Genomic DNA, 17,763 nt, shown 5'->3' on the forward strand with positions numbered 1-17,763 from the left:
ACAGCTATACGGCTCCCGTGTGACGTGTGCGGACAACGCGATGAGATCCGACCAGACGGTCCGGGCGGTCCTCGAGCCGTACGCCGACGGCGTGTCCGCTGGGGAACTCGCGGCTGACTGCCGCGAGTACCGGCGCTGGACCGGTGACGATCCCGTGTTGCTCCTCGCCGAGGCCGCGGCCTCGACGACCGGACAGGACTTTCTCGACGGCATCGTCCCGGCCGTGACTCGGTTTCACGAGACCGTCGTCGCGACCGGTTCCGTCGACTCGTTTGCGGACCTCGCCGCACTCGACCGCGAGGACGAGGCGCTCGCGGCCGCCTTCGGTGCCGAACGAAACCGACACGTCCTGCTCGAGGCCGCTCGCGTCCTCGCAGCGCGGCCGGAAACCGACGATTTAGACGCGCTGTTCGCGTGGGCGAGCGCGGCGGATCACTACCGATACGCCGAGGATCCCGTCGGCTCGATCGCCGGTGTCGGCCCCTCGAGTTTCCAGTACCTACGCCAGCTCGCCGGCGTCGAGACGATCAGACCCGGACCGGCGGTCGCGGCCCTGATCGACGCCGTCGACGCCGAACTCGCGTCGTCGCCGCTCGACACGGCGACCGACTTGCGGACGATCGCATCCGGCGAGTGGCTGTCGATCACGTCGCCGTATACGGCCCTCGAGATCGATCGCCTCGCGTGGTGGACGGCGACGGACCCGGACGAACGCGAGGCGGTGGCCCGGAGGCACGGAACACCGATCGACGCGGCGGCCGACCGTTCGCGATCCGCGGAGTCACGCGGTTAGCTCCCGCACTTCGTCGAGGCCGGTCTCCGCCTCCGCCTTCGTCGTCTCGAGCGGTTCGACGATTTCCGCGGGCAGGTTCATCCGATCGGCCAGCGTCAGCAGCGTCTCGAGTTTCGTGATCTCGAGGCGTTCGATGCCCCGACCCAGTTCGGTCTCGACGAGGTCGCCGAGCACCGGATCGTTCAGGTCGTCGACGATCTCCTCGCGGTCGGTCCGCAGCCCCTCGAGCGCCGGGTTCTCGACCGGTGCGGGTTCGGCCTCGATCCCCTCGAAGATAGGCTCGAGACGGGCGATCTGTTCGGTCGTCGCCTCGCTGTGGGCCATGAAGAACTCCTCGAGGTCCTCGTCGGTCGCGGCCTCGGCCAGCCCCGACTGGAGCTCCTCGAGTTCGCGCTCGATGTGGTAGAGTTCCCGCAGTTCTCGGACGAACAGGTCTCGATCGCTTTCGATCATAGCGGAACCGTCGACGCACGAGCGCATAGCGGTTGGCCCGTCACTCGAAACGTCGCCCTCGAGCGCGGCAGCAAGCAGTCGCCGGAGTCGCCGTCACCAATCGTCGCAACGAGTCTCAGGGGAGATTCAACGTCATGTCCTCGGGCGCTGTTTCGACGGTGACGGTCACCGTTCGACCCTCCTGTGCGATTTCGGTGACAGCGGCGGTCTCCCCAGTGAAGTCATCGGCCGCCGTCTCGAGGTCGGCGGCGTCGGCCGCGTCCTCGTCCGCGTATCGGATCACTCCACCGGTGATCAACCGATCGTCGGAGAGTCGCTGTGACGTGCCGACGCCGACGCGACGGTCGTTCCCACCGGTCCCCGCGTCGGGTTCGGTCGAGACGGTCCCGCTCACGACCGCGCCGGCCGGTAACTCCGCGACCAGCCGCGAGAATTCGTCGCTCTCGTCGACGAACCGATCGCCGTCGCCGTTGGCGGCGTCGATCGCCGACTCGAGGGCCGCTCGGGGACCGCGCTCCCGGCCGGTCGGATCGGTGGCGGCGACGAGGTACTCGTCGGTCGCCGCGAACGCGAACCCGCCGGGAGCGCCGGTATAGATGTCGAACTTCCCATACCGCCCGTCGTCCTCGAGGCCGCGGTCGGCCACGATCGTACTCCCGTCGAACTCGCCCGACAGAACGAACAGCCGGTCGACGGTGAGCGAGTAGGCCACGGACTCGATGTCGAACCGCTCGCCGAACACGTCCCGATAGGACTCCCGCATCGTGTCGGCTTTCACGAACGCGTCGGTCTCGAGGAGCCCGGCGACATCCGTGTACCCGAACTGGACCTCGCCGACATCACGAGCGGTCGGGTCGGATAGCCACTCGATGTAGCTCGTGGGCCCACCGTCGGTCTCGGTTTCGGACTCGGTGTCGCCCGCCGTAGTATCGTTACAGCCGGCGAGACTCGCGACGCCGCCGGCCGCTCCGAGTCCGACTCCTTGCCGAAGGAGATTCCGTCTCGAGATCATGAGTTGCTACTAGGCTAGTCGTCTTATAAAACACGTTCGGAGCATGACAGCTTCCGCGAGGCGGGTTCGACGCGATTCCCTTCGAACCGTCACTCTAGTCGGGCGTCGGTAATCCGCACCTGTCCCCGCGTTCCCTCCCACTCCGTCTCGTACTCGAGGTCGATCCGCCGATCCATGTGCGGTCCGTCCACTACGAACGTCTCGAACTCGCCGCCCTCACCCAAGATGTGGACGCCGTACTCCTCGTTGAGCGCCTCGAGTTCGTCGATCGCCTCGCGGTCGAGGGTCCGGCCCAGCCACGACTCGTCGAGTCCGCGGGCCGCGACCTGAATGATCTCGATCTCGAAGCCGGCCTCGAGCATCGCGTCGGCCAGTTCTCGGGGCTCCTCCTGCCAGAGCGGGGCGAAGAGGTCGCAGCCGAGCCGGTCGCACATGCCCTGAATACGGCTCGTCTGGTACTCGCTCTCGACGGCCCCCGCCGTGACGCCCGCGATGCCCCCCGCGAGTTCGCGGTCGAGGTCTGCGAGTGCGGCCTCCAGGGGCTCGAGTTCGTCGTCGCCCTGGGCGCTCGAATCGGTGGCCGCGTCGGCCGCGAAGTCATCGGGTTCGACGTCGATCAGTTCGATACCGATGCTCTCGGCGGCCAGCGCCGCCAACTCGGTCGCGGGGACGTGATACATGTAGGAGTCGCCCGCGGGATGGACCGTGACCAGCCGCTCGACCGACAGCCCCGACTCGAGGGCGCGGTACAGCGCCCACGACGAGTCCTTGCCGCCCGAAAAGAGGCTCACCCACGCGCCGTCTGCGTCGCTCATAGTCGATGGTCGGCGGGAACTGATAAATGAATACCGAGTCCGAGACGAGTTAGCGGTCTCGCTCCCCGGACGACTCCGGATTCGCGTTCGCGTCTGCGCCGCCGTCGGTGCGCTCGGGATCAGTCACGTCTGGAACCGGTTCGACCTCGGGGTTCGCGCCCGCGTCGGCACCGGAGTCCGGTTCGCGGTCGCCGCTCGCATCGGTCGCGCCGCCGTTTGCGAGTGTCGCATTCGAGCCGCCGTCGCTACGTTCGGCGGCGTCGCTCGAGCCGCTGACCGACGACGCGATTCTGGCCCCGACGAGGCTCACGACGATGGCGGTGACGACGAACAGCGCGAGTCGTTCGCCGGCGCCCATCACGAACCGCTCGTTCGAGAGAATGCCGAGTTCGTACGCCGAGACCACGAACGGCTCGATCACGTCCTGTTGCTCGAGGAAGTACGCGGCGAACCCGCGGACGACGAGCCCCACGGCGACGACGATAAACGGCAGGTTGAGAAAGGACGTCCGGATCGGATCGTCGCCGATCGCCTCGTCGAGCAGTCGGCCGGCGCTGGCGGTCAGCGCGGCCATCGCGAGCCACGGGACGCTGTCGAAGGCGAATCGGGTCGCCGGGATCACGACCCCCGGCGTGTCGCCGAGGTTCGAGACGCCGAGCGCGCCGACGAACAGGCCGACGAACGTGAGCCCGGCAGCGACCACGTAGGTGACGACCGAGACCTGCCCGGAGTACAGTGATTCCCGCGTCTGGTGGGCGAATCTGGTCAGGAATTCGTCGACGTTGAATCCCTTGTAGAGCAGGAACAGACCGATGACGGTGGTGATCGCGGCCGCGCCCGTCGCGGGGCCGACGGTGGTCGCGAGCAGCGGAAAGACCAGGAGCGTCAACCCGATCGGAACGAGGACGGTCTGGCGGAGTTCCTCGTCCGCCAGGAACTGCTTGAGCAGGTAGTAGGTCGACTCGATGTCGCGGGCCTGCCGGACGACCACGCGATCGACGGAGTCGACGCGGACTCGGCTCTCGACGATCGGAATCAACCGCTCGTCTTCGGCGCTGTCGGTCACCACGACCGCCGAGTCCGGCTCGTAGTCGGCGATGAGGTCGTCGAGTTGCTCGGCGACCGCCCGATCCGCCGACACCATCGATTCGTGATCCCCGGAGACGACCGCGACGACCACCTCCTCGTTCTCGTCGCGCAGGTTCTGGGCGACCCGCAGCGACTCGAGCAAGGTATTGACTCCCGAGTCCTCTGGATCCGCGAGGCCGACATCGGTCACGAGCGCACGAACTGCCTCCCAGCCGACGATGGGCGAGCGGAGGCCGGTCTTGCGGCCCACGTCGTCGGTCCGGTCGAGACAGACGACCAGCGTTGTCACGGTAGCCGATCCATTCTGTGCAACGATAAAACCACTTACTCGTTCGAACGGTCCCGTCCGTCTCGACCGCGATGACGACCGCTCGAGCGGCCGACCTCGGGATTAGCTCCGCAGTCGGAAGCCGCGCCCGTCACCGAGATCCGCGATGCCGGCCCCGAAGGCGTAGGCGACCTGCTGGGCACCCGCGCCGACGCGGGCCATCAGCGGTCGCTCGGGTTCGAACTCCTCGACTGTCACCTCGTCCGTCTCGAGGCGGTCGGCGAGTTCGGTTTCGATCTCCCGGCGCGTGCCGAGGTGGTCGACCAGTTCCATCTCGTAGGCCTCCTCGCCGAGGTAGATCCGCGCCTCGGTGTCGCGGACGAACTCGGGCTCGAGATCGCGGCCGTCGCTGACCCGCTCGACGAACGTGTCGTAGTAGTCGTCGATCAGCCCCTGCAGGTACTCGCGTTCCTCGTCCTCGAGTTCCTTCAGCGGGGTGCCGGCGTCCTTGTAGTCGCCGGCGGCGAAGCGCTCGTAGGAGAGGCCGACCTTCTCGGCGAGGTCGCTGGCGTTGACCCGGGAGCCGATGACCCCGATCGAGCCGACGATCGATCCCTCGCGGGCCCAGAGTTCGTCACAGCCGCTGGCAATCCAGTAGCCGCCGCTGGCACAGACGTCGGTCGCGTAGGCGACGGTCGGGCCGTCGAAGCGCTCGGCCGCGAGACGGATGTCGTCGCTGGGAACGACCTCGCCGCCGGGCGTGTTCAGCTTCAGGAGGAGTGCCTGTACGTTCTCGTCGTCGTTCGCGCGGTCGATCTGGTCGACGACGTCGTCGGCCGGCGTCGAGCCGGGACTGGTCGGGAGCGGCCCGCCGCCGCCGTCGCGACTGATCGGCCCCTCGACGGCGACCTCGGCGACGTCGTAGGTCGGAAACAGCGACTCGGCAGCGTTGCTCGTGAGCCGCAGGCCGACGAGGACGACCGCGAGCGCGACCAGCACGCCCAACAGATCCGTCAGCGTCTCCGGGTAGATGATAAAGAGGGCGATGGCGACCGCCGCGGACGCGAGTCCGCCGAGGACGACCGTCAGGAGTCGATCGAGACCGTCGCTACTGACCACGGATAGCACCTCGAGTCATATCGATACCTCGGAGCGGGTCCCGTTAAGCGTTGACGTTCTGAGGAGAAACCCATCAGATTGTTTTAATTAACGGTGAACAGTATTACCAATCGATGGACCAGCGCAGGAGGGACCTACTCGTCGCAGGCGGCGGGATGCTCGTCCTCGGAACGTATGCCGTCATCACCGGTCGAGCCGGGGAAATCGAGCCGAATGCGGGCGTTCTCCTCGTCGCGGCCGGTCTCGGAACGGGAGGCGCTGTCATCGAGCACGCATGGGATCGGACGATACCGACGATAGTCGTGGGAGCCGTGATCGGCGGTTTCATCGGCGCGCTTGGCACCGACGAAACGTGGGTCGAACTCCTCGTTGCGCTGTTTGCCGGCGGGTTCCTCGGAACGGTCGGCTGGGACGTACTCGAGTCGTGGCTCTCGGACTCGTATCCGGAGTCCGCTCCCGCTCGGTAACCCGTCCGCCCGGCGGTCGAACGTGAAAAAGTGTAGATTCGTCCAGTTAGCGCCGCCTCGAGTCGGATCGGGATCCGCCGTCGGTCTGGGCCGACCGCGTCGGGTCTCCGTCCGCTGACGGCCCCGCCTCGGTCGGTTCCGCGCCGCCGTCCCCGAGTTCCGTCTCGATCTCGGCCCGGGTTTCGGCGTCCCGCTCGGTCTCGGTCGCGTGATCCTCGTCGGACCGGCTATCCAGCCACGCCCGGACGAGGTTCACGCCGTCCTGGAAGAACGGCACCGGATCGTCGGTGACCGCGTAATCGAATCGCGGATGGTCGACGAGCGACGTGGCCACCTCGCGTACGGCAGTCCCGAGCGACGGCCGGTCGACGAGCGGGTACTCCTCGGTCGCGACGCTGTGTAAGTAGCTGAGTTCGCCCCGGAGGAGGTGGCCGCCCATCCCGACCTCGTACGTCGGGTCCGTAGCGATCGGCTCGTCCATCGCCAACTGCCAGTAGTAGTACGGGAAGTCCGCGCCCGCGCGCACCGAAAACGGGAGCGACGACCAGAACCGCGGGTTGATCTCCATCAGTTTGAACTCGCCGTCGCTGGGGTCGCGCAGGAACTCGACCATCGCGAGCCCGTGCCAGTCGAGTTCGCTGAGCAGGGCGCGGCCGGCGGTCTCGAGTTCGGGAATGTGGACCGATTCCCGGTAGGCGCTGGGGCCGCCGCAGTACTTCCAGCCCCGGCGCTGGCAGTGCTGGAAGGTCGCGACCGGCGTTCCGCGGTCGTAGAGCGCGAAGAACCCGAACTCCCGCGAGTCGGGGACCCGCTCCTGGACGATCGGGACGTGACCGCGCTTCTCGAGGGCCGCCTGCGGATCCGGCCGGGTGTCCGGGCGCTGGTACTCCGTCGAGCCGATCTCGGCGTCGTCGAACCGCGAGCCGAGGTAGGCGGGCGAGGCCACGGTGTAACGCGGTTTCACGATCGTCTCCCGACTCCAGTCGTCCCACTGATCGAGGAGTTCGGTCTCGGGGGCACCGACCCCGGCCGCGTCGGCAGCCGCGAAGAGGTCGACTCGATCTTGAACCCGTCGGAGGGTCTCGAACTCCGGCCACGGCGTCGCGATCTCGTCGGCGAACTCCTCTTTGCGTTGTGCGAGGACGTAGACGTCTTCCTCGCGGACTGGAATAATCGTCTGCACGTCCGGGCGCTCGGCAAGCGAGAGCAGCGCGTCCCCGTATTCAGTGAGGTCCGTTTCCGGATCCGGAAGGCGAACGAACTCGTCGCGATAGGCCGAGCTGGCCGCCGGAGTCGACCGTGACTCGGAGCCCACGATAGTCCGGACGCCGCGCGGGTTGAGTGAGCGGAGACAGGCAACGGTGCTCGGTGCGTCGATCCCGGGCACGAGCACGCTCGCGTCGTCCCTGTGTCGTTGCATGACCGATAGGTGGGGGTCTTGTTGCATTGTTATAGATCGGATAACTGACGGTGTCGAACCGCGTTCCCGTTTCGCCCCGAATACACGGCGTTAGGCATCGAATACCCGCCGTTCGAGCGCGGTATCCCTGTAGGCCGTACACCGCCGTATCCGTCCGTCTCGCAGGTCGAACACGTGGGCGAACGCGATATCGAAGGAATTCTCGCCGACCGTGCCGACGTAGGCTCCCGCTACGATCATCGTGTCACCCGCGTCGATGAACCGCTCCGGGAGCGCCTGGAGGTGATCGGCTCGCCGGCCCGGAGCCCGCACCGCGTTCTCGAGGACGCTCTCGATCCCCGAACTGGTCCGTTCGCCCCGTTCGCCGGTCGTGGCGTCGACCCACGTGATATCGTCCGTCAGTAGCGATGCCAGTTCGTCCGTCCCGCCCCGATCCGTGACGACGTGATTGAAGGCAGTGTAGAACTCGGTGAGTCGCTCTCGAGGAGTCGTCTGTTCGGCCGACCGCTGTTCGTTGACTGTCATGTCTGTGCTCGATCGGATCGAAGACGCGTGCGGAGAAAAGAGCACGATTCGATCACACGAAATGAGAACGTCACCGGAACTGTCACGACGGAGCGACCGGCCGCGGGAGCGACGCGCTCGGCCGTGTCAGAACGGGTCGCAGAGCCGTCACTACACGAAGGCTCGAGAAACCCGAAAACTCGGGAAGAGAAATCGCGGTAGACGGAATCGACTTAGAGCAGTCCTGTCTTCTGGAGCTTCATCAGGTCCTCGGTGTCGAGGGTCTCGCCTTCCTTGAACTTCTGATAGATCTCCTCGGCCTCTTCTTTGGCCTCTTCTTTCTTCTTGTCGCGCTCGGACTTGCGCTCCTCTTCTTCCTTCTTGTCCAGTTCGCGCAGGCGCTTCTGGACGCGGACGAAGTCCTCGTGGTGGCGGTCGGCGGCCTCCTGGGCCTCGACGAACTTCTCGTGCATCTCGTCGGCTTCGTCACGGATGTCGTCGGCCTCCCGATAGGCCTCGATCATCTGGTTGTGGTGTTCCTGGGCCTTGTCCGCGAGCTCCGTGACCTTCTGGTGGTGCTGGGAGGCGTCCGATCGGACTTGCTCGGCTTCCTCGACGAGCTCCTCGAGGTCCTCGTTCTGATCGAGTTTCTGCTTGCGCTCCTCGTACTCCTCGCGCTTGTTCTCGATCTTCTCGATGAGTTCCTTCTCGTCCTCGCTCGAGAGAACCTCGGTCTGCTGTTTGAACTCGAGTTCCTCGATTTCTTCTTCGAGTTCCTCGAGGTCCTTGCCCTCGTCGAGCTCCATGTCCGATTTGAGCTCCTCGACCTTGTCGAACAGCTCGTTGGCTTCGGCGTTGAGCTCGTTGCGGCTCTCCTTGTGTTCTTGGACCTGCTCGTTGAGCTCGTCGCGTTTCTCGCGGTGCTCTTGGGCCTCGTCGACTTTCTCGCGGGTCTTCGCGTTGAGATCGTCGCGTTTGGAGGCCCGGTCGGAGGCCATCTGGTTCAGCTCGTTTCGCCGGTCTCGCAGTTGACCGGCCATCTTGATGAGCTGTCCCTTCGATTTGTTTTCTAAGTCGTCCTCTGTCAGTTCGATGTTCTTCGATTCGTCTACCATGTTAGTCAAACCTCTGTGCCATACCCGCACCGGGGAAACAGTCCGACGGTCGCTCGAGTCGGTCGCCGACGGCTCGGCGACTGACCCGGGAGAGACCGTTCAACTGTTCGGAGCGACTGCTCACGATCTGCGAAACCTCGGTGAATAAGATTTCCTGTCATCGATCGTCGAGCGATACGCGCCCCGGTGGCGTTCTGGTGACAGATACTATTGGCCCCTATAATTTAAATGTACCGGTCGCCAGACCCCTGAAACCGGTTAGCAGGGCCCTCGTTCGCCTGTGTTGGCCACTGTCATGATATGTAGATGGCTTATAAACGATACCGGTTACGAACCGTCTCGTCGCCGACGGCGACCTCGAGGTCGACCCGGTCTGCGTCCCGCGGAATCCGGGCCGTTCCGGCGGCTGCCGTCTCGAGCGGGCCGACGCCGACCCGTTCCGTCTCCGTCGTCTCGCCGGCCCGCCAGCCGACGACGGCCTCGAGTTCTTCGTGGGTATCGTTACAGAGCGTAATGCCGACCGTTCCGGGGGCAGCCGGCCCGTCGAGGACGGCCTGAATCGGTTCGTACGACTGCGCGATCGCCTCGGCGGCCGGCTTCGGCTCGCCGTCAGCTGTGTGGACGCCCATCCCGCCGCCCGGCGCGCCGTCCCGGAGCGTCGACGCCGCGAAGACGCCACAGCCCCGCCGCCGGAGCCCCTCCGCGACCGTCTTCAACGTTCGCGCCTGCTCGCGCTGTGACCCCGCCACGTCGGCGGCCCCTCGCTCGAGCAGCGCCGGCTCGAGACCCGGAATCGCCGCGGGGTCGGCGTCGTCGTCCGCGAGCGAGCCGGCCCCGAAGCCGCCGACGAGATCGCCGAGCGACGGGTAGGTCTCGAGCAGCCAGTCGATATCGCCGGCCTCGAGGTACTGCCAGCCAGGAAAGAGCCGGGCGGCGTCCGGGTCGGTCCCCGGGGGACCCGTCACCGGGACGATCGGCACCTCGTCGGGGAGCGCCTCGGCGATCGCGGCGGCGGGGTCGCGATCGACCGCGGTCTGCCACGCCCGGTATCTCACAGCGAGTTTGGCGAGCAAGCCGCTCCCGAGGGGGTCAGCGTACGGGTCCGTCGGGTGGTCCCGAACGCCGTACATCGCAAGGCTGGGGTGGGTTCCGTACTCGCGGGCCAGCTCGGCCGCCAGTTCCGTTCCCCGGCCGGCCGGAAGATCGGACCCGCTCGCGGGCAGGTCCTGCCAGACGAGGACCCCGGCCTCGTCGCAGGCCTCGTAGAACGATCGCGGCGGGACGTGTGCACGCGGCCGAAGCAGCGTCGCGTTCGCGTCGACGGCGCGCTGGACGTCCTCGCGCGGGTCGCCGCCGGGCAGGCGCGTAAAGCCGCGTGCACGGACCCGTCGACCGTTAACCAAAAGGCCGTCCCCGTCGCGCTCGACGTGACGGAGGCCGACGGTCCGTTCGACGGTGTCGCCGCCGAGTTTCGCGCGGACGGTGTACCGGTTCTGCGGGCCGTACTCGCGAGGCCACCACAGCGACGGCTCCCTGATCGGGATCGTCTTCGACACCGTCGTTCGCTCGCCCGCGTCGGCCTCGACCGGGACGCGCTCCATCGACGCACCGCCGCGGAACCCCTCCGGGCGCAGCGACAGCGTCACCGCGTCGTCGATCGACGCACCGGCGTCGACCTCGAGGGTCACGTCGATCGCGGCACCCGCGCCGTCGGTGATCGCGTTCGGCGCTGTGGCCGCGGTTGCGTCGGCATCCGTCGCCGACATCGAATCCGTCCCCAACCTGGGGCGAGCCTCGAACTCCCGGAGGAAGGTTCGCGGCCGCGACTCGACCTCGAGCCCCCACCAGATCCCCGGCGTGCCGAGCCGGTCGGGAACCGCGTCGGTCCCGTAGACGCCGGCGAAGGTCTCCGGGCGCTCGCAGACGACGAGCAGTTCGTTCTCGGGTTCGGGATCGAACTCGAGACGGGCCGGGACGAAGTGTGGCTCGTGTGCGGCAAGCCGCGTGCCGTTCATCCAGATCGTCGCGCGGTCGTAGGCGCCGCGAACGTCGAGGAGGGCGCGCTCGGTGGCGTCAGTTCGGGGGTCCGCGACCGTCGTTCGGTACGCGATCGGTCCCTCGCTGGCGACCGCCGCCGGCCGGCCGGGGACCGAAACCGGTCGCCACTCCGCGACGGTCGGGGGGTCGTCACCACCGCGGTCCGTGACGACCCCGGCACTCCACTCGTCGGTCATTACGACTGTCAGTGAACCCGAGGTAAAAAGCCCTTCCGACGGTTCAGAACGGTCTAAAAGAGGTTCTCGAGCCGGTCATCGGCGAACTGGTCGGCGTGGTCGGTCGATTCCGTCTCCTGTTCCTGCTTGGCCTCCCGGGCGCGGTCCATGAACCGCTGGATGCGATCCGAGCGCTCCGCGCCGCCGAGCAGGACCAGCGCACCGAGGCGGTCGCTATCGAGCGGGAAGTCGCCGCCGCGGACCTGCATGCTGCCGGTTTCGTCCTCGAGCCAGTGGCGGGCCTTCTCGACGCCCTTGCGCGGGATCGCGTCGGGATCGCCGGCGATGACCAGCAGCGCCGAATCGGCCTCCGTCGCGTCCGGCAGGCTCGTCCCCGTCAGCAGCGCCTGCCGCGAGACGGTCATGGTCGTGGTGATGTTCTCGCTGCTATCCTCGCTCGCGATTTCGGTGGCATAGCCAAGCGCTGCGACGCCGCCCGCGCGGAGGGTGTTGATGACCTCGCTCGAGTCGACGACACTTTCTCCGACGCCTTCGACGGCCTCGCCGGAGGCGAAGAGCAGGCCGACCCGCTTCGCGATCTTCTCGTTTATCGTGTCGAACGCGCCCTCGACGCTCTCGCCTTGCTCGTGCCACGAGTCGTTGTCGATCAGCAGCGTCGAGTCGGCCTCCCGCAGCAGCGTCTTCAGCGAGCGGCCGGCGTTGGCCTGATAGAGCGCCCCTTCGTTGCGGCCCGGCAACACGCCGAGCGCGTAGACGGGCACGTCGTAGATCTGTTTGAGGTGATGGACGAGCACGGGCGCGCCGCCGCTGCCGGTGCCGCCGCCGAGGCCGGCGACCACGAAGATCGCCTCGGATTTCGAACTCACGCGGCCGTCCAGCGAGTTCAGGACCTGCTGGATGTCCGACTGCATCACTTCCGTGCCGAGTTCGTTGTCGGCACCGACGCCGTGGCCGTTGACGCGGTCGGCGCCGATCAGTTGCGTGTCGACGAACTGGAGGGACTGGAGGTCGGCTTCAGCGGAGTTGACGGCCAGCGCACCTTGGACGGCTCCGAAGCCCATGTCCGCGTCGAACCGGGCGAGCCGTTCGGTGACGTTTCCGCCGGCCTGACCGACTCCGATCAGGGATACTTTCATATCACTCTCATGTGAGTGGCTCCTGTTTAACGTTCCGGTGATCTGATACGCCGTATTTACGCTCGAGCGGGCGTCCGACCCCGGTCTCCGGGAGGACCAACGCGTTCCCGACCGACGATCGGCGAAGGTCACAATACCTTTCTGCCGTATTCCCGTCGTGTCCGGTATGTTCTACGAACAGCGGATGACCGTCCCCGACTCGCCCGCCGATCTCCGGGCCGAGTACGAGGACGATCTCGCAGCGGTCGTCGAGCAGCGCGGGGCCGCGGACGCGGCCGCCGAAACCGATCTCGAGCGAGAGACGCTCGAGGCGCTCTCGGCGGGCGACTCGCCCGACCTCACGCTCGAGGAAGCGGCGCAGGTGCAGGCGCTCGCGGCGGACACGCCCGATCCGGAGACGATCGTGACGATGGCGCTCGAGCACCTGCTGCTGGGGATGTCGACGGCGGTCCTCGATGTCGACGCGGTCGAAAGCGAACTCGAGATCGATCTGGACGCCAAGGAGATCCACCAGAAGATCGAGGGCCGAGCGCCGATGTCGTTCGGGGAGTTCGTCCACGTCCAGTACGTGATCGCGGACGGCGCGCCGTAGCCGGTCCTACCCGCGGCGAAGATCACCGCCGAGCGCTGTGCGGAATGATATCACCCCACGGATTTATCGCGGTCGGCGGTGTCCGAACGGCATGTCGAATTCGGAGCGGAGCGAGAACCGGCGGCGCGAGATCGACGCGATACTGGATCGCAAAGCCGGCACCGAGGCCGTCACCGACCTCGCGGATCGGTACCGGGTCGTCGGGGCCGCAGACCGGAGCACCTACGCGAACTGGCTCACGCCCGTCGAGGACCACTACGTCTGCCACCGCAACGAGACGCTCGATCCCGAGGTCGACTCGTGGACGGTTTCGCTGACCGGCGTGGTCGATCGGGAAAACGACCTCGGGATGGACGCGATTCGGGACGAGTACCCCACGGTCGCGGTCGCGCACACGATGGAGTGTGCCGGCAACGGACGCGGCTACTTCGACCCCGAGACGGGAAGCGTCCAGTGGGAGTACGGAGCCGCGAGCACCGCGTTCTGGACGGGAACGCCGCTGCGATCGATCCTATCCGATCACGGCGCGGCGACCGACGACGGCACGTGGCTCACCGCGGTCGGCGGCGACCGCCCCGAGGTCGACGGCGAGAACGACCTGTTCGCCCGATCGGTTCCGATGGCCAAGATCCTCGAGGACTGCATCCTCGCCTACGAGATCAACGGGCAGCCGTTACCCCCCGAACACGGGCGGCCCGTCCGGTTGCTCGTCCCCGGCTGGTACGGCGTCAACAGCGTCAAGTGGGTCACCGAACTCCGCGTGATGGACCGGATGGTCCACGGCCCGGAGTGGACGGACCGCGACGGGGACGATTACACTCGCTGGCAGCAGTCGTCCTACCGCATCCACCCCGAGGGGGTCGAGCCGGAGTCCAATGCGACGGTCTCGACGTTCGACACGTGGGACCAGTGGGAGTCCGACGAGATCGACCATCCCTACACCTTCGACGAGAACGTCAAGTCCACGATCGGCTTCCCCGAGGACGGCGCGACCGTCTCCCCGCGTGCGGACGGCGTGATCGAGGTCGTCGGCGTCGCGTGGGCCGGCGACGACGACGTGACGGCGATCGATATTTCGACCGACGGCGGCGATAGCTGGGCGGAGGGGTCGTTCTTCGGCCCTGACTACGACTGCGCGTGGCGGCTGTTTCGCTACCCGTGGGAGCCCGAGGAGGGCTCGTACACGCTCGTCTCCCGCGCGACGGACGAGCAGGGGCGTCGACAGCCCGCACAAATCTCGCAACCTGACGACGCCGACGGAGGCACTGCGGACGCCGACGGCAGCGAGGACTACCCGTGGAACGAGGGCGGTTACGCGGAGAATGCGTTTCTCCCCCACGCGGTCGAGGTCACCGTCGAGTGAGTGCACCCGTCTCTCACCGACGAGGCGGTCTCGAGCGAGTTTGGATTCTCGAGAAACAGCGCGGTATCACCCGGAAACCAACCCTCGAGCGGTGAAATTATGTGCGGTCGACAATGAGAACGGGTATGAACGTTGCAATTCTCGGCTGCGGGCACGTCGGCATCGAACTGGGCCGACAGCTCGCGGCGCGGGACCACGACCCGATCGGCGTTCGCCGGTCGGACGACGGCCTCGAGCGAATCAGGGACGCCGGCTTCGAGGCGGTCCGAGCGGACATCACCGACCGAGAGGGGCTCGCTTCGGTCCCGGACGTCGACGCGATCGTCTTCGCGGCCAGCAGCGGCGGGCGAGGTGCCGAGGCCGCACGGGAGGTCTACGTCGACGGGCTGCAAACGGCGATCAAGGCCTTCGGCGAGCGAGAGAACGCCCCCGACAGGCTCGTCTACACCTCCTCGACGGGCGTCCACGGCGACCACGACGGCGACTGGGTCGACGAGGAGACGCCGCTCGAGCCGACCACCGAAAAGACCGAGGTGCTCGCCGAGGCCGAGCGGATCGCGCTCGAACTGCCCGGGGAGTACGGCTTCGATGGCACCGTAGCGCGCTACGCCGGGCTCTACGGCCCCGGCCGGTACCGCCTCGAGCGCTACCTCGAGGGGCCCGTCACGGAGGGGTACCTGAACATGGTCCACCGGGACGACGCCGCCGGTGCGGTCCGATACCTGCTCGCCGAGGATCTCGCTCGCGGCGAGGTCGTGCAGGTAGTCGACGACGAACCGGCCTCGAAGTGGGACTTCGCGGACTGGCTGGCCGACGAATGTGGCGTCCCGGAGCCGCCGAAACAGACGAAAGCCGAACGGCTCGAGGACGGCGATCTCTCCGAGGCGGGGCGACGGCGCATCCTGACGAGCAAGCGGTGCTCGAACGAGAAACTTCGGAGCCTCGGCTACGAGTTCGCCTACCCCACCTTTCGCGAGGGCTATCGCGATGCGATCGAAACGTACCGCGACGCGTCCGCTGACTGAGGATTCCCACCTATCGGGGCGAAATCGGGGCAAATTTCATGGTGGTTGGATTTGATTTGCCGATATGAGCTATCGGCGCGCCTCGGCGGGCGGTGCATTCGTCGGGGCGAACCCGTTGGTGGCCGAGTCGCTCGGCGACTCGGTCCGGTCCCTCGAGCCGCTCGTTCTCTCGCTTCTCGTTCTCGTCGTCGTCGGCCTCGTCCTCGGCGGCTGGTGGGTGATTCGCTGGTTCCGTCGGCCGCCGGGCGCTCGGCTCCAGCGCGTCCTCGCCGGGCACGACGCGGTGACGGTGTTGATGCACCCGAACCCGGATCCGGACGCCATGTCGTGTGCGATGGGCGTCGCGCGGATCGCGGCGTCGGTCGAGACCGACGCGACGCTGCAGTTCTCCGGCGAAATTCGCCATCAGGAGAATCGCGCGTTCCGGACCGTCCTCGATCTGGACCTCGAGTCGATCGAGGCGAGTTCACAGCTCGCCGCGGACCCCGTGGTGTTGGTCGATCACAACACCCCGCGGGGGTTCACCGGAGCCCAGACCGTCGAGCCGATCGCGGTCGTCGACCACCACCCGGGCAACGGGGCCGGGACGAAGTTCACGGACGTGCGAACCGACTACGGCGCGGCGTCGACGATCATCGTCGAGTACCTGAACGATATCGGCGCGACGATGGCCGACGAGGACGGCTCAAGCGGGTTTCAGGTATCACAGGAGTTAGCGACGGGGCTGCTCTACGGCATCCAGTCGGACACGAACCACCTGACCAACGGCTGTTCGCGGGCCGAATTCGACGCCTGCGCCGCGCTGTTTTCCGGCATCGACGAGGACCTGCTCGACCGGATCGCCAACCCGCAGGTCAGCGACGACGTGTTACAGGTCAAGGCGACGGCGATCACCGAAAAGCGGGTCGAAGGCCCCTTCGCGGTCTGCGACGTCGGCGAGGTCGGCAACGTCGACGCGATCCCCCAAGCCGCGGACGAACTCATGCACCTCGAGGGGGTCACGGCGGTCGTGGTCTACGGCGAACACGACGGCACGCTCCACCTCTCCGGACGTTCGCGTGACGATCGGGTTCACATGGGCGAGACGCTACGCCACGCCATCAGCGACATCCCGATGGCGAGCGCCGGCGGTCACGCGCGGATGGGCGGCGGCCAGCTCTCGGTCGATCACATGAACGGGATCGGCCCCTCCGACGGGATCAGCCGCGAGGAGTTCGAACAGCGGCTCTTCTCCGCGATGTCCGGCGAACGGTAACTGCTCAGTCGCCGTACTCGAGCAGCGATCGCAGCGCCGCCGGATCGGCCGTCTCGCCGGTTCCGACGAAGTGTGCCGCACAGGCGTTGCCGAGCGCGAGCGCCGTCTCGAGGCCCCAGTCGCGGGCCAGCCCGCAGGCAAGCCCCGCCGAGAACCGGTCGCCGGCACCGGTCGTGCGCCGGGGCTCGCCGAGATCGATCATGTCGACGGCGACGGTGTCGTCCCGCGTCGCCCCGATAGCGGCGTCCGCGCCGTGGGAGACGACCGCGGTGAGTCCGGTGGCCGATCGGAGCCCCGCAACTCGATCTCGAGTACTGTGCCGGTCGGATTCCGCGGACCCGTTCCGAGCCGAGACGCCGGCGGCCGACGCGGCGGCCTCGAGTTCAGTCGGGTTCACGCTCAGGACGACCTCGAGGGAGTCGGCGGCCGAATCGGCCCGCGAGAGCGCGTGCAACAAATCCGCGAGCGCCGCGGGCTCGACGGTCTCGATCGGACCGGGATCGACTATCACCGGAAGCGGTTCGGCCGGCGGCTCCGACGCTAGTCGGTCGAAGATAGCGGTGAGGCCGCGGACCGAGACCCAGTTCGCACAGCAGAGCGCGTCCGCGCCGGTGAGTCGATCCCAGTCGACGACCGCGAGCAAGTCCTCGAGCCCCCAGTCTTCGGCCGGCCCGGGTTCCGAGAGGAGGAGTTCGTCCGCGTCGAATTCGACGACCCGGATCGTCGCCGGCGTCCCCATCGAGTGCGTCTCGAACGGTAGTTCGGAGAGCACCGGATGGTCGAGGTGGCCGACGAGCGCCGCTTCCTCGCCGAGCGCGTGGACCTGCGTCGCCGCGTTGACCGCCTGCCCGCCGGGCCGGACCGCGGTCGGCTCGAGCGAAAAGGTGCGACCGCCGTCCGCGAGCTGGTCGGCGAACGCGTCGGCCGCCTCGAGGCGGTCGCCGCCCGCTCCCGAGAGCGTATACCAGCGGTCGACGCTGCCGTCGAGGAGCGAGACGACGCGCCGGTCGGCCCCGGTCTCGAAGCCGTCGAGCCGGTCGCGGAGTTCGTCGTAGCACACGGTCCGGAGTGAGCCGTTCGTCGGCAAAAAGGAACGGCCGGCA

17 protein-coding genes are annotated in these 17,763 nt (G+C 67.3%); 6 read left to right on the top strand and 11 right to left on the bottom strand.

Translation table 11 applies throughout. The annotated features are described in order from the left end of the window. Positions 1–40: 40 nt before the first annotated feature. Positions 41–793 (top strand): hypothetical protein, encoded by a 753-nt coding sequence (locus FEJ81_RS15670; protein ID WP_138246169.1) that lies wholly within the window; start codon positions 41–43, stop codon positions 791–793. Here FEJ81_RS15670 and FEJ81_RS15675 read toward each other — a convergent pair. From FEJ81_RS15675 to sppA, 5 genes are all read right to left on the bottom strand, one after another. Beyond that, complete coding sequence (locus FEJ81_RS15675; protein WP_138246170.1) at positions 782–1,246, bottom strand: YciE/YciF ferroxidase family protein; 465 nt, start codon at positions 1,244–1,246, stop codon at positions 782–784. The two genes, FEJ81_RS15670 and FEJ81_RS15675, sit on opposite strands and share 12 nt — an antisense overlap. A gap of 115 nt (positions 1,247–1,361) precedes the next feature. Beyond that, a complete protein-coding gene (locus tag FEJ81_RS15680; protein WP_138246171.1) occupies positions 1,362–2,258 on the bottom strand; it encodes a hypothetical protein in 897 nt (298 codons plus the stop codon). Between the two features lie 89 nt (positions 2,259–2,347). Next, complete coding sequence (locus FEJ81_RS15685) at positions 2,348–3,073, bottom strand: diphthine--ammonia ligase (protein ID WP_138246172.1); 726 nt, start codon at positions 3,071–3,073, stop codon at positions 2,348–2,350. Between the two features lie 49 nt (positions 3,074–3,122). Next, positions 3,123–4,451 (bottom strand): DUF373 family protein, encoded by a 1,329-nt coding sequence (locus tag FEJ81_RS15690; protein ID WP_138246173.1) that lies wholly within the window; start codon positions 4,449–4,451, stop codon positions 3,123–3,125. A gap of 102 nt (positions 4,452–4,553) precedes the next feature. Continuing rightward, on the bottom strand, positions 4,554–5,549 hold the full coding sequence (gene sppA, locus FEJ81_RS15695) for a signal peptide peptidase SppA (RefSeq protein ID WP_138246174.1): 996 nt from the start codon (positions 5,547–5,549) through the stop codon (positions 4,554–4,556). A gap of 113 nt (positions 5,550–5,662) precedes the next feature. On the opposite strand from sppA, the gene FEJ81_RS15700 reads away from it, so the two are divergent. Next, positions 5,663–6,016, top strand: a complete 354-nt coding sequence (locus FEJ81_RS15700) for a hypothetical protein (protein ID WP_229504727.1) — start codon at positions 5,663–5,665, stop codon at positions 6,014–6,016. 46 nt (positions 6,017–6,062) lie between these two features. Here FEJ81_RS15700 and FEJ81_RS15705 read toward each other — a convergent pair whose 3' ends face one another. The 5 genes from FEJ81_RS15705 to FEJ81_RS15725 all read right to left on the bottom strand — a co-directional run bounded on the left by FEJ81_RS15705 (position 6,063) and on the right by FEJ81_RS15725 (position 12,425). Then, positions 6,063–7,436 (bottom strand): carboxylate--amine ligase, encoded by a 1,374-nt coding sequence (locus FEJ81_RS15705; protein ID WP_138246176.1) that lies wholly within the window; start codon positions 7,434–7,436, stop codon positions 6,063–6,065. A 90-nt stretch (positions 7,437–7,526) separates the two neighbouring features. Then, complete coding sequence (locus FEJ81_RS15710; protein ID WP_138246177.1) at positions 7,527–7,961, bottom strand: nuclear transport factor 2 family protein; 435 nt, start codon at positions 7,959–7,961, stop codon at positions 7,527–7,529. A gap of 212 nt (positions 7,962–8,173) precedes the next feature. Beyond that, complete coding sequence (locus FEJ81_RS15715; protein ID WP_138246178.1) at positions 8,174–9,055, bottom strand: coiled-coil protein; 882 nt, start codon at positions 9,053–9,055, stop codon at positions 8,174–8,176. Between the two features lie 311 nt (positions 9,056–9,366). After that, positions 9,367–11,289, bottom strand: a complete 1,923-nt coding sequence (locus tag FEJ81_RS15720) for a glycoside hydrolase family 2 protein (RefSeq protein WP_138246179.1) — start codon at positions 11,287–11,289, stop codon at positions 9,367–9,369. A 53-nt stretch (positions 11,290–11,342) separates the two neighbouring features. Beyond that, positions 11,343–12,425 (bottom strand): tubulin/FtsZ family protein, encoded by a 1,083-nt coding sequence (locus FEJ81_RS15725; protein ID WP_138246180.1) that lies wholly within the window; start codon positions 12,423–12,425, stop codon positions 11,343–11,345. 166 nt (positions 12,426–12,591) lie between these two features. Here FEJ81_RS15725 and FEJ81_RS15730 point away from each other — a divergent pair, with 166 nt between their 5' ends. The 4 genes from FEJ81_RS15730 to FEJ81_RS15745 all read left to right on the top strand — a co-directional run bounded on the left by FEJ81_RS15730 (position 12,592) and on the right by FEJ81_RS15745 (position 16,660). Next, positions 12,592–13,017: a DUF5791 family protein gene (locus FEJ81_RS15730; protein ID WP_138246181.1), complete on the top strand. Its 426-nt coding sequence runs from the start codon at positions 12,592–12,594 to the stop codon at positions 13,015–13,017. A 91-nt stretch (positions 13,018–13,108) separates the two neighbouring features. Then, complete coding sequence (locus FEJ81_RS15735; RefSeq protein ID WP_138246182.1) at positions 13,109–14,380, top strand: sulfite oxidase; 1,272 nt, start codon at positions 13,109–13,111, stop codon at positions 14,378–14,380. Positions 14,381–14,505: 125 nt separating this feature from the next. Then, on the top strand, positions 14,506–15,405 hold the full coding sequence (locus tag FEJ81_RS15740; protein WP_138246183.1) for an SDR family oxidoreductase: 900 nt from the start codon (positions 14,506–14,508) through the stop codon (positions 15,403–15,405). Between the two features lie 64 nt (positions 15,406–15,469). Continuing rightward, positions 15,470–16,660 carry a DHH family phosphoesterase gene (locus FEJ81_RS15745; RefSeq protein ID WP_138246184.1) on the top strand — a complete coding sequence of 397 codons (1,191 nt, stop codon included), beginning with the start codon at positions 15,470–15,472 and terminating at the stop codon, positions 16,658–16,660. Between the two features lie 4 nt (positions 16,661–16,664). Here the strand turns inward: FEJ81_RS15745 and FEJ81_RS15750 are convergent, their stop codons facing one another. Next, positions 16,665–17,720, bottom strand: coding sequence for a carbohydrate kinase family protein (locus FEJ81_RS15750; protein WP_229504728.1), 1,056 nt, complete (start codon positions 17,718–17,720; stop codon positions 16,665–16,667). Positions 17,721–17,763: the final 43 nt, after the last annotated feature.

The sequence above is a fragment of the Natrinema versiforme genome (assembly GCF_005576615.1).
Taxonomy (GTDB): domain Archaea; phylum Halobacteriota; class Halobacteria; order Halobacteriales; family Natrialbaceae; genus Natrinema; species Natrinema versiforme_A.

Excerpts from the sequence above, each read along its gene's own strand:
- FEJ81_RS15725 (WP_138246180.1), bottom strand. The coding sequence starts at position 12,425 with ATGAAAGTATCCCTGATCGGAGTCGGTCAGGCCGGCGGAAACGTCACC.
- FEJ81_RS15705 (WP_138246176.1), bottom strand. The coding sequence starts at position 7,436 with ATGCAACGACACAGGGACGACGCGAGCGTGCTCGTGCCCGGGATCGAC.
- FEJ81_RS15720 (WP_138246179.1), bottom strand. The coding sequence starts at position 11,289 with ATGACCGACGAGTGGAGTGCCGGGGTCGTCACGGACCGCGGTGGTGAC.
- FEJ81_RS15700 (WP_229504727.1), top strand. The coding sequence starts at position 5,663 with ATGGACCAGCGCAGGAGGGACCTACTCGTCGCAGGCGGCGGGATGCTC.
- FEJ81_RS15745 (WP_138246184.1), top strand. The coding sequence starts at position 15,470 with ATGAGCTATCGGCGCGCCTCGGCGGGCGGTGCATTCGTCGGGGCGAAC.
- FEJ81_RS15735 (WP_138246182.1), top strand. The coding sequence starts at position 13,109 with ATGTCGAATTCGGAGCGGAGCGAGAACCGGCGGCGCGAGATCGACGCG.
- FEJ81_RS15710 (WP_138246177.1), bottom strand. The coding sequence starts at position 7,961 with ATGACAGTCAACGAACAGCGGTCGGCCGAACAGACGACTCCTCGAGAG.
- FEJ81_RS15740 (WP_138246183.1), top strand. The coding sequence starts at position 14,506 with ATGAACGTTGCAATTCTCGGCTGCGGGCACGTCGGCATCGAACTGGGC.
- FEJ81_RS15730 (WP_138246181.1), top strand. The coding sequence starts at position 12,592 with ATGTTCTACGAACAGCGGATGACCGTCCCCGACTCGCCCGCCGATCTC.
- FEJ81_RS15680 (WP_138246171.1), bottom strand. The coding sequence starts at position 2,258 with ATGATCTCGAGACGGAATCTCCTTCGGCAAGGAGTCGGACTCGGAGCG.
- FEJ81_RS15675 (WP_138246170.1), bottom strand. The coding sequence starts at position 1,246 with ATGATCGAAAGCGATCGAGACCTGTTCGTCCGAGAACTGCGGGAACTC.
- FEJ81_RS15670 (WP_138246169.1), top strand. The coding sequence starts at position 41 with ATGAGATCCGACCAGACGGTCCGGGCGGTCCTCGAGCCGTACGCCGAC.
- FEJ81_RS15715 (WP_138246178.1), bottom strand. The coding sequence starts at position 9,055 with ATGGTAGACGAATCGAAGAACATCGAACTGACAGAGGACGACTTAGAA.
- FEJ81_RS15685 (WP_138246172.1), bottom strand. The coding sequence starts at position 3,073 with ATGAGCGACGCAGACGGCGCGTGGGTGAGCCTCTTTTCGGGCGGCAAG.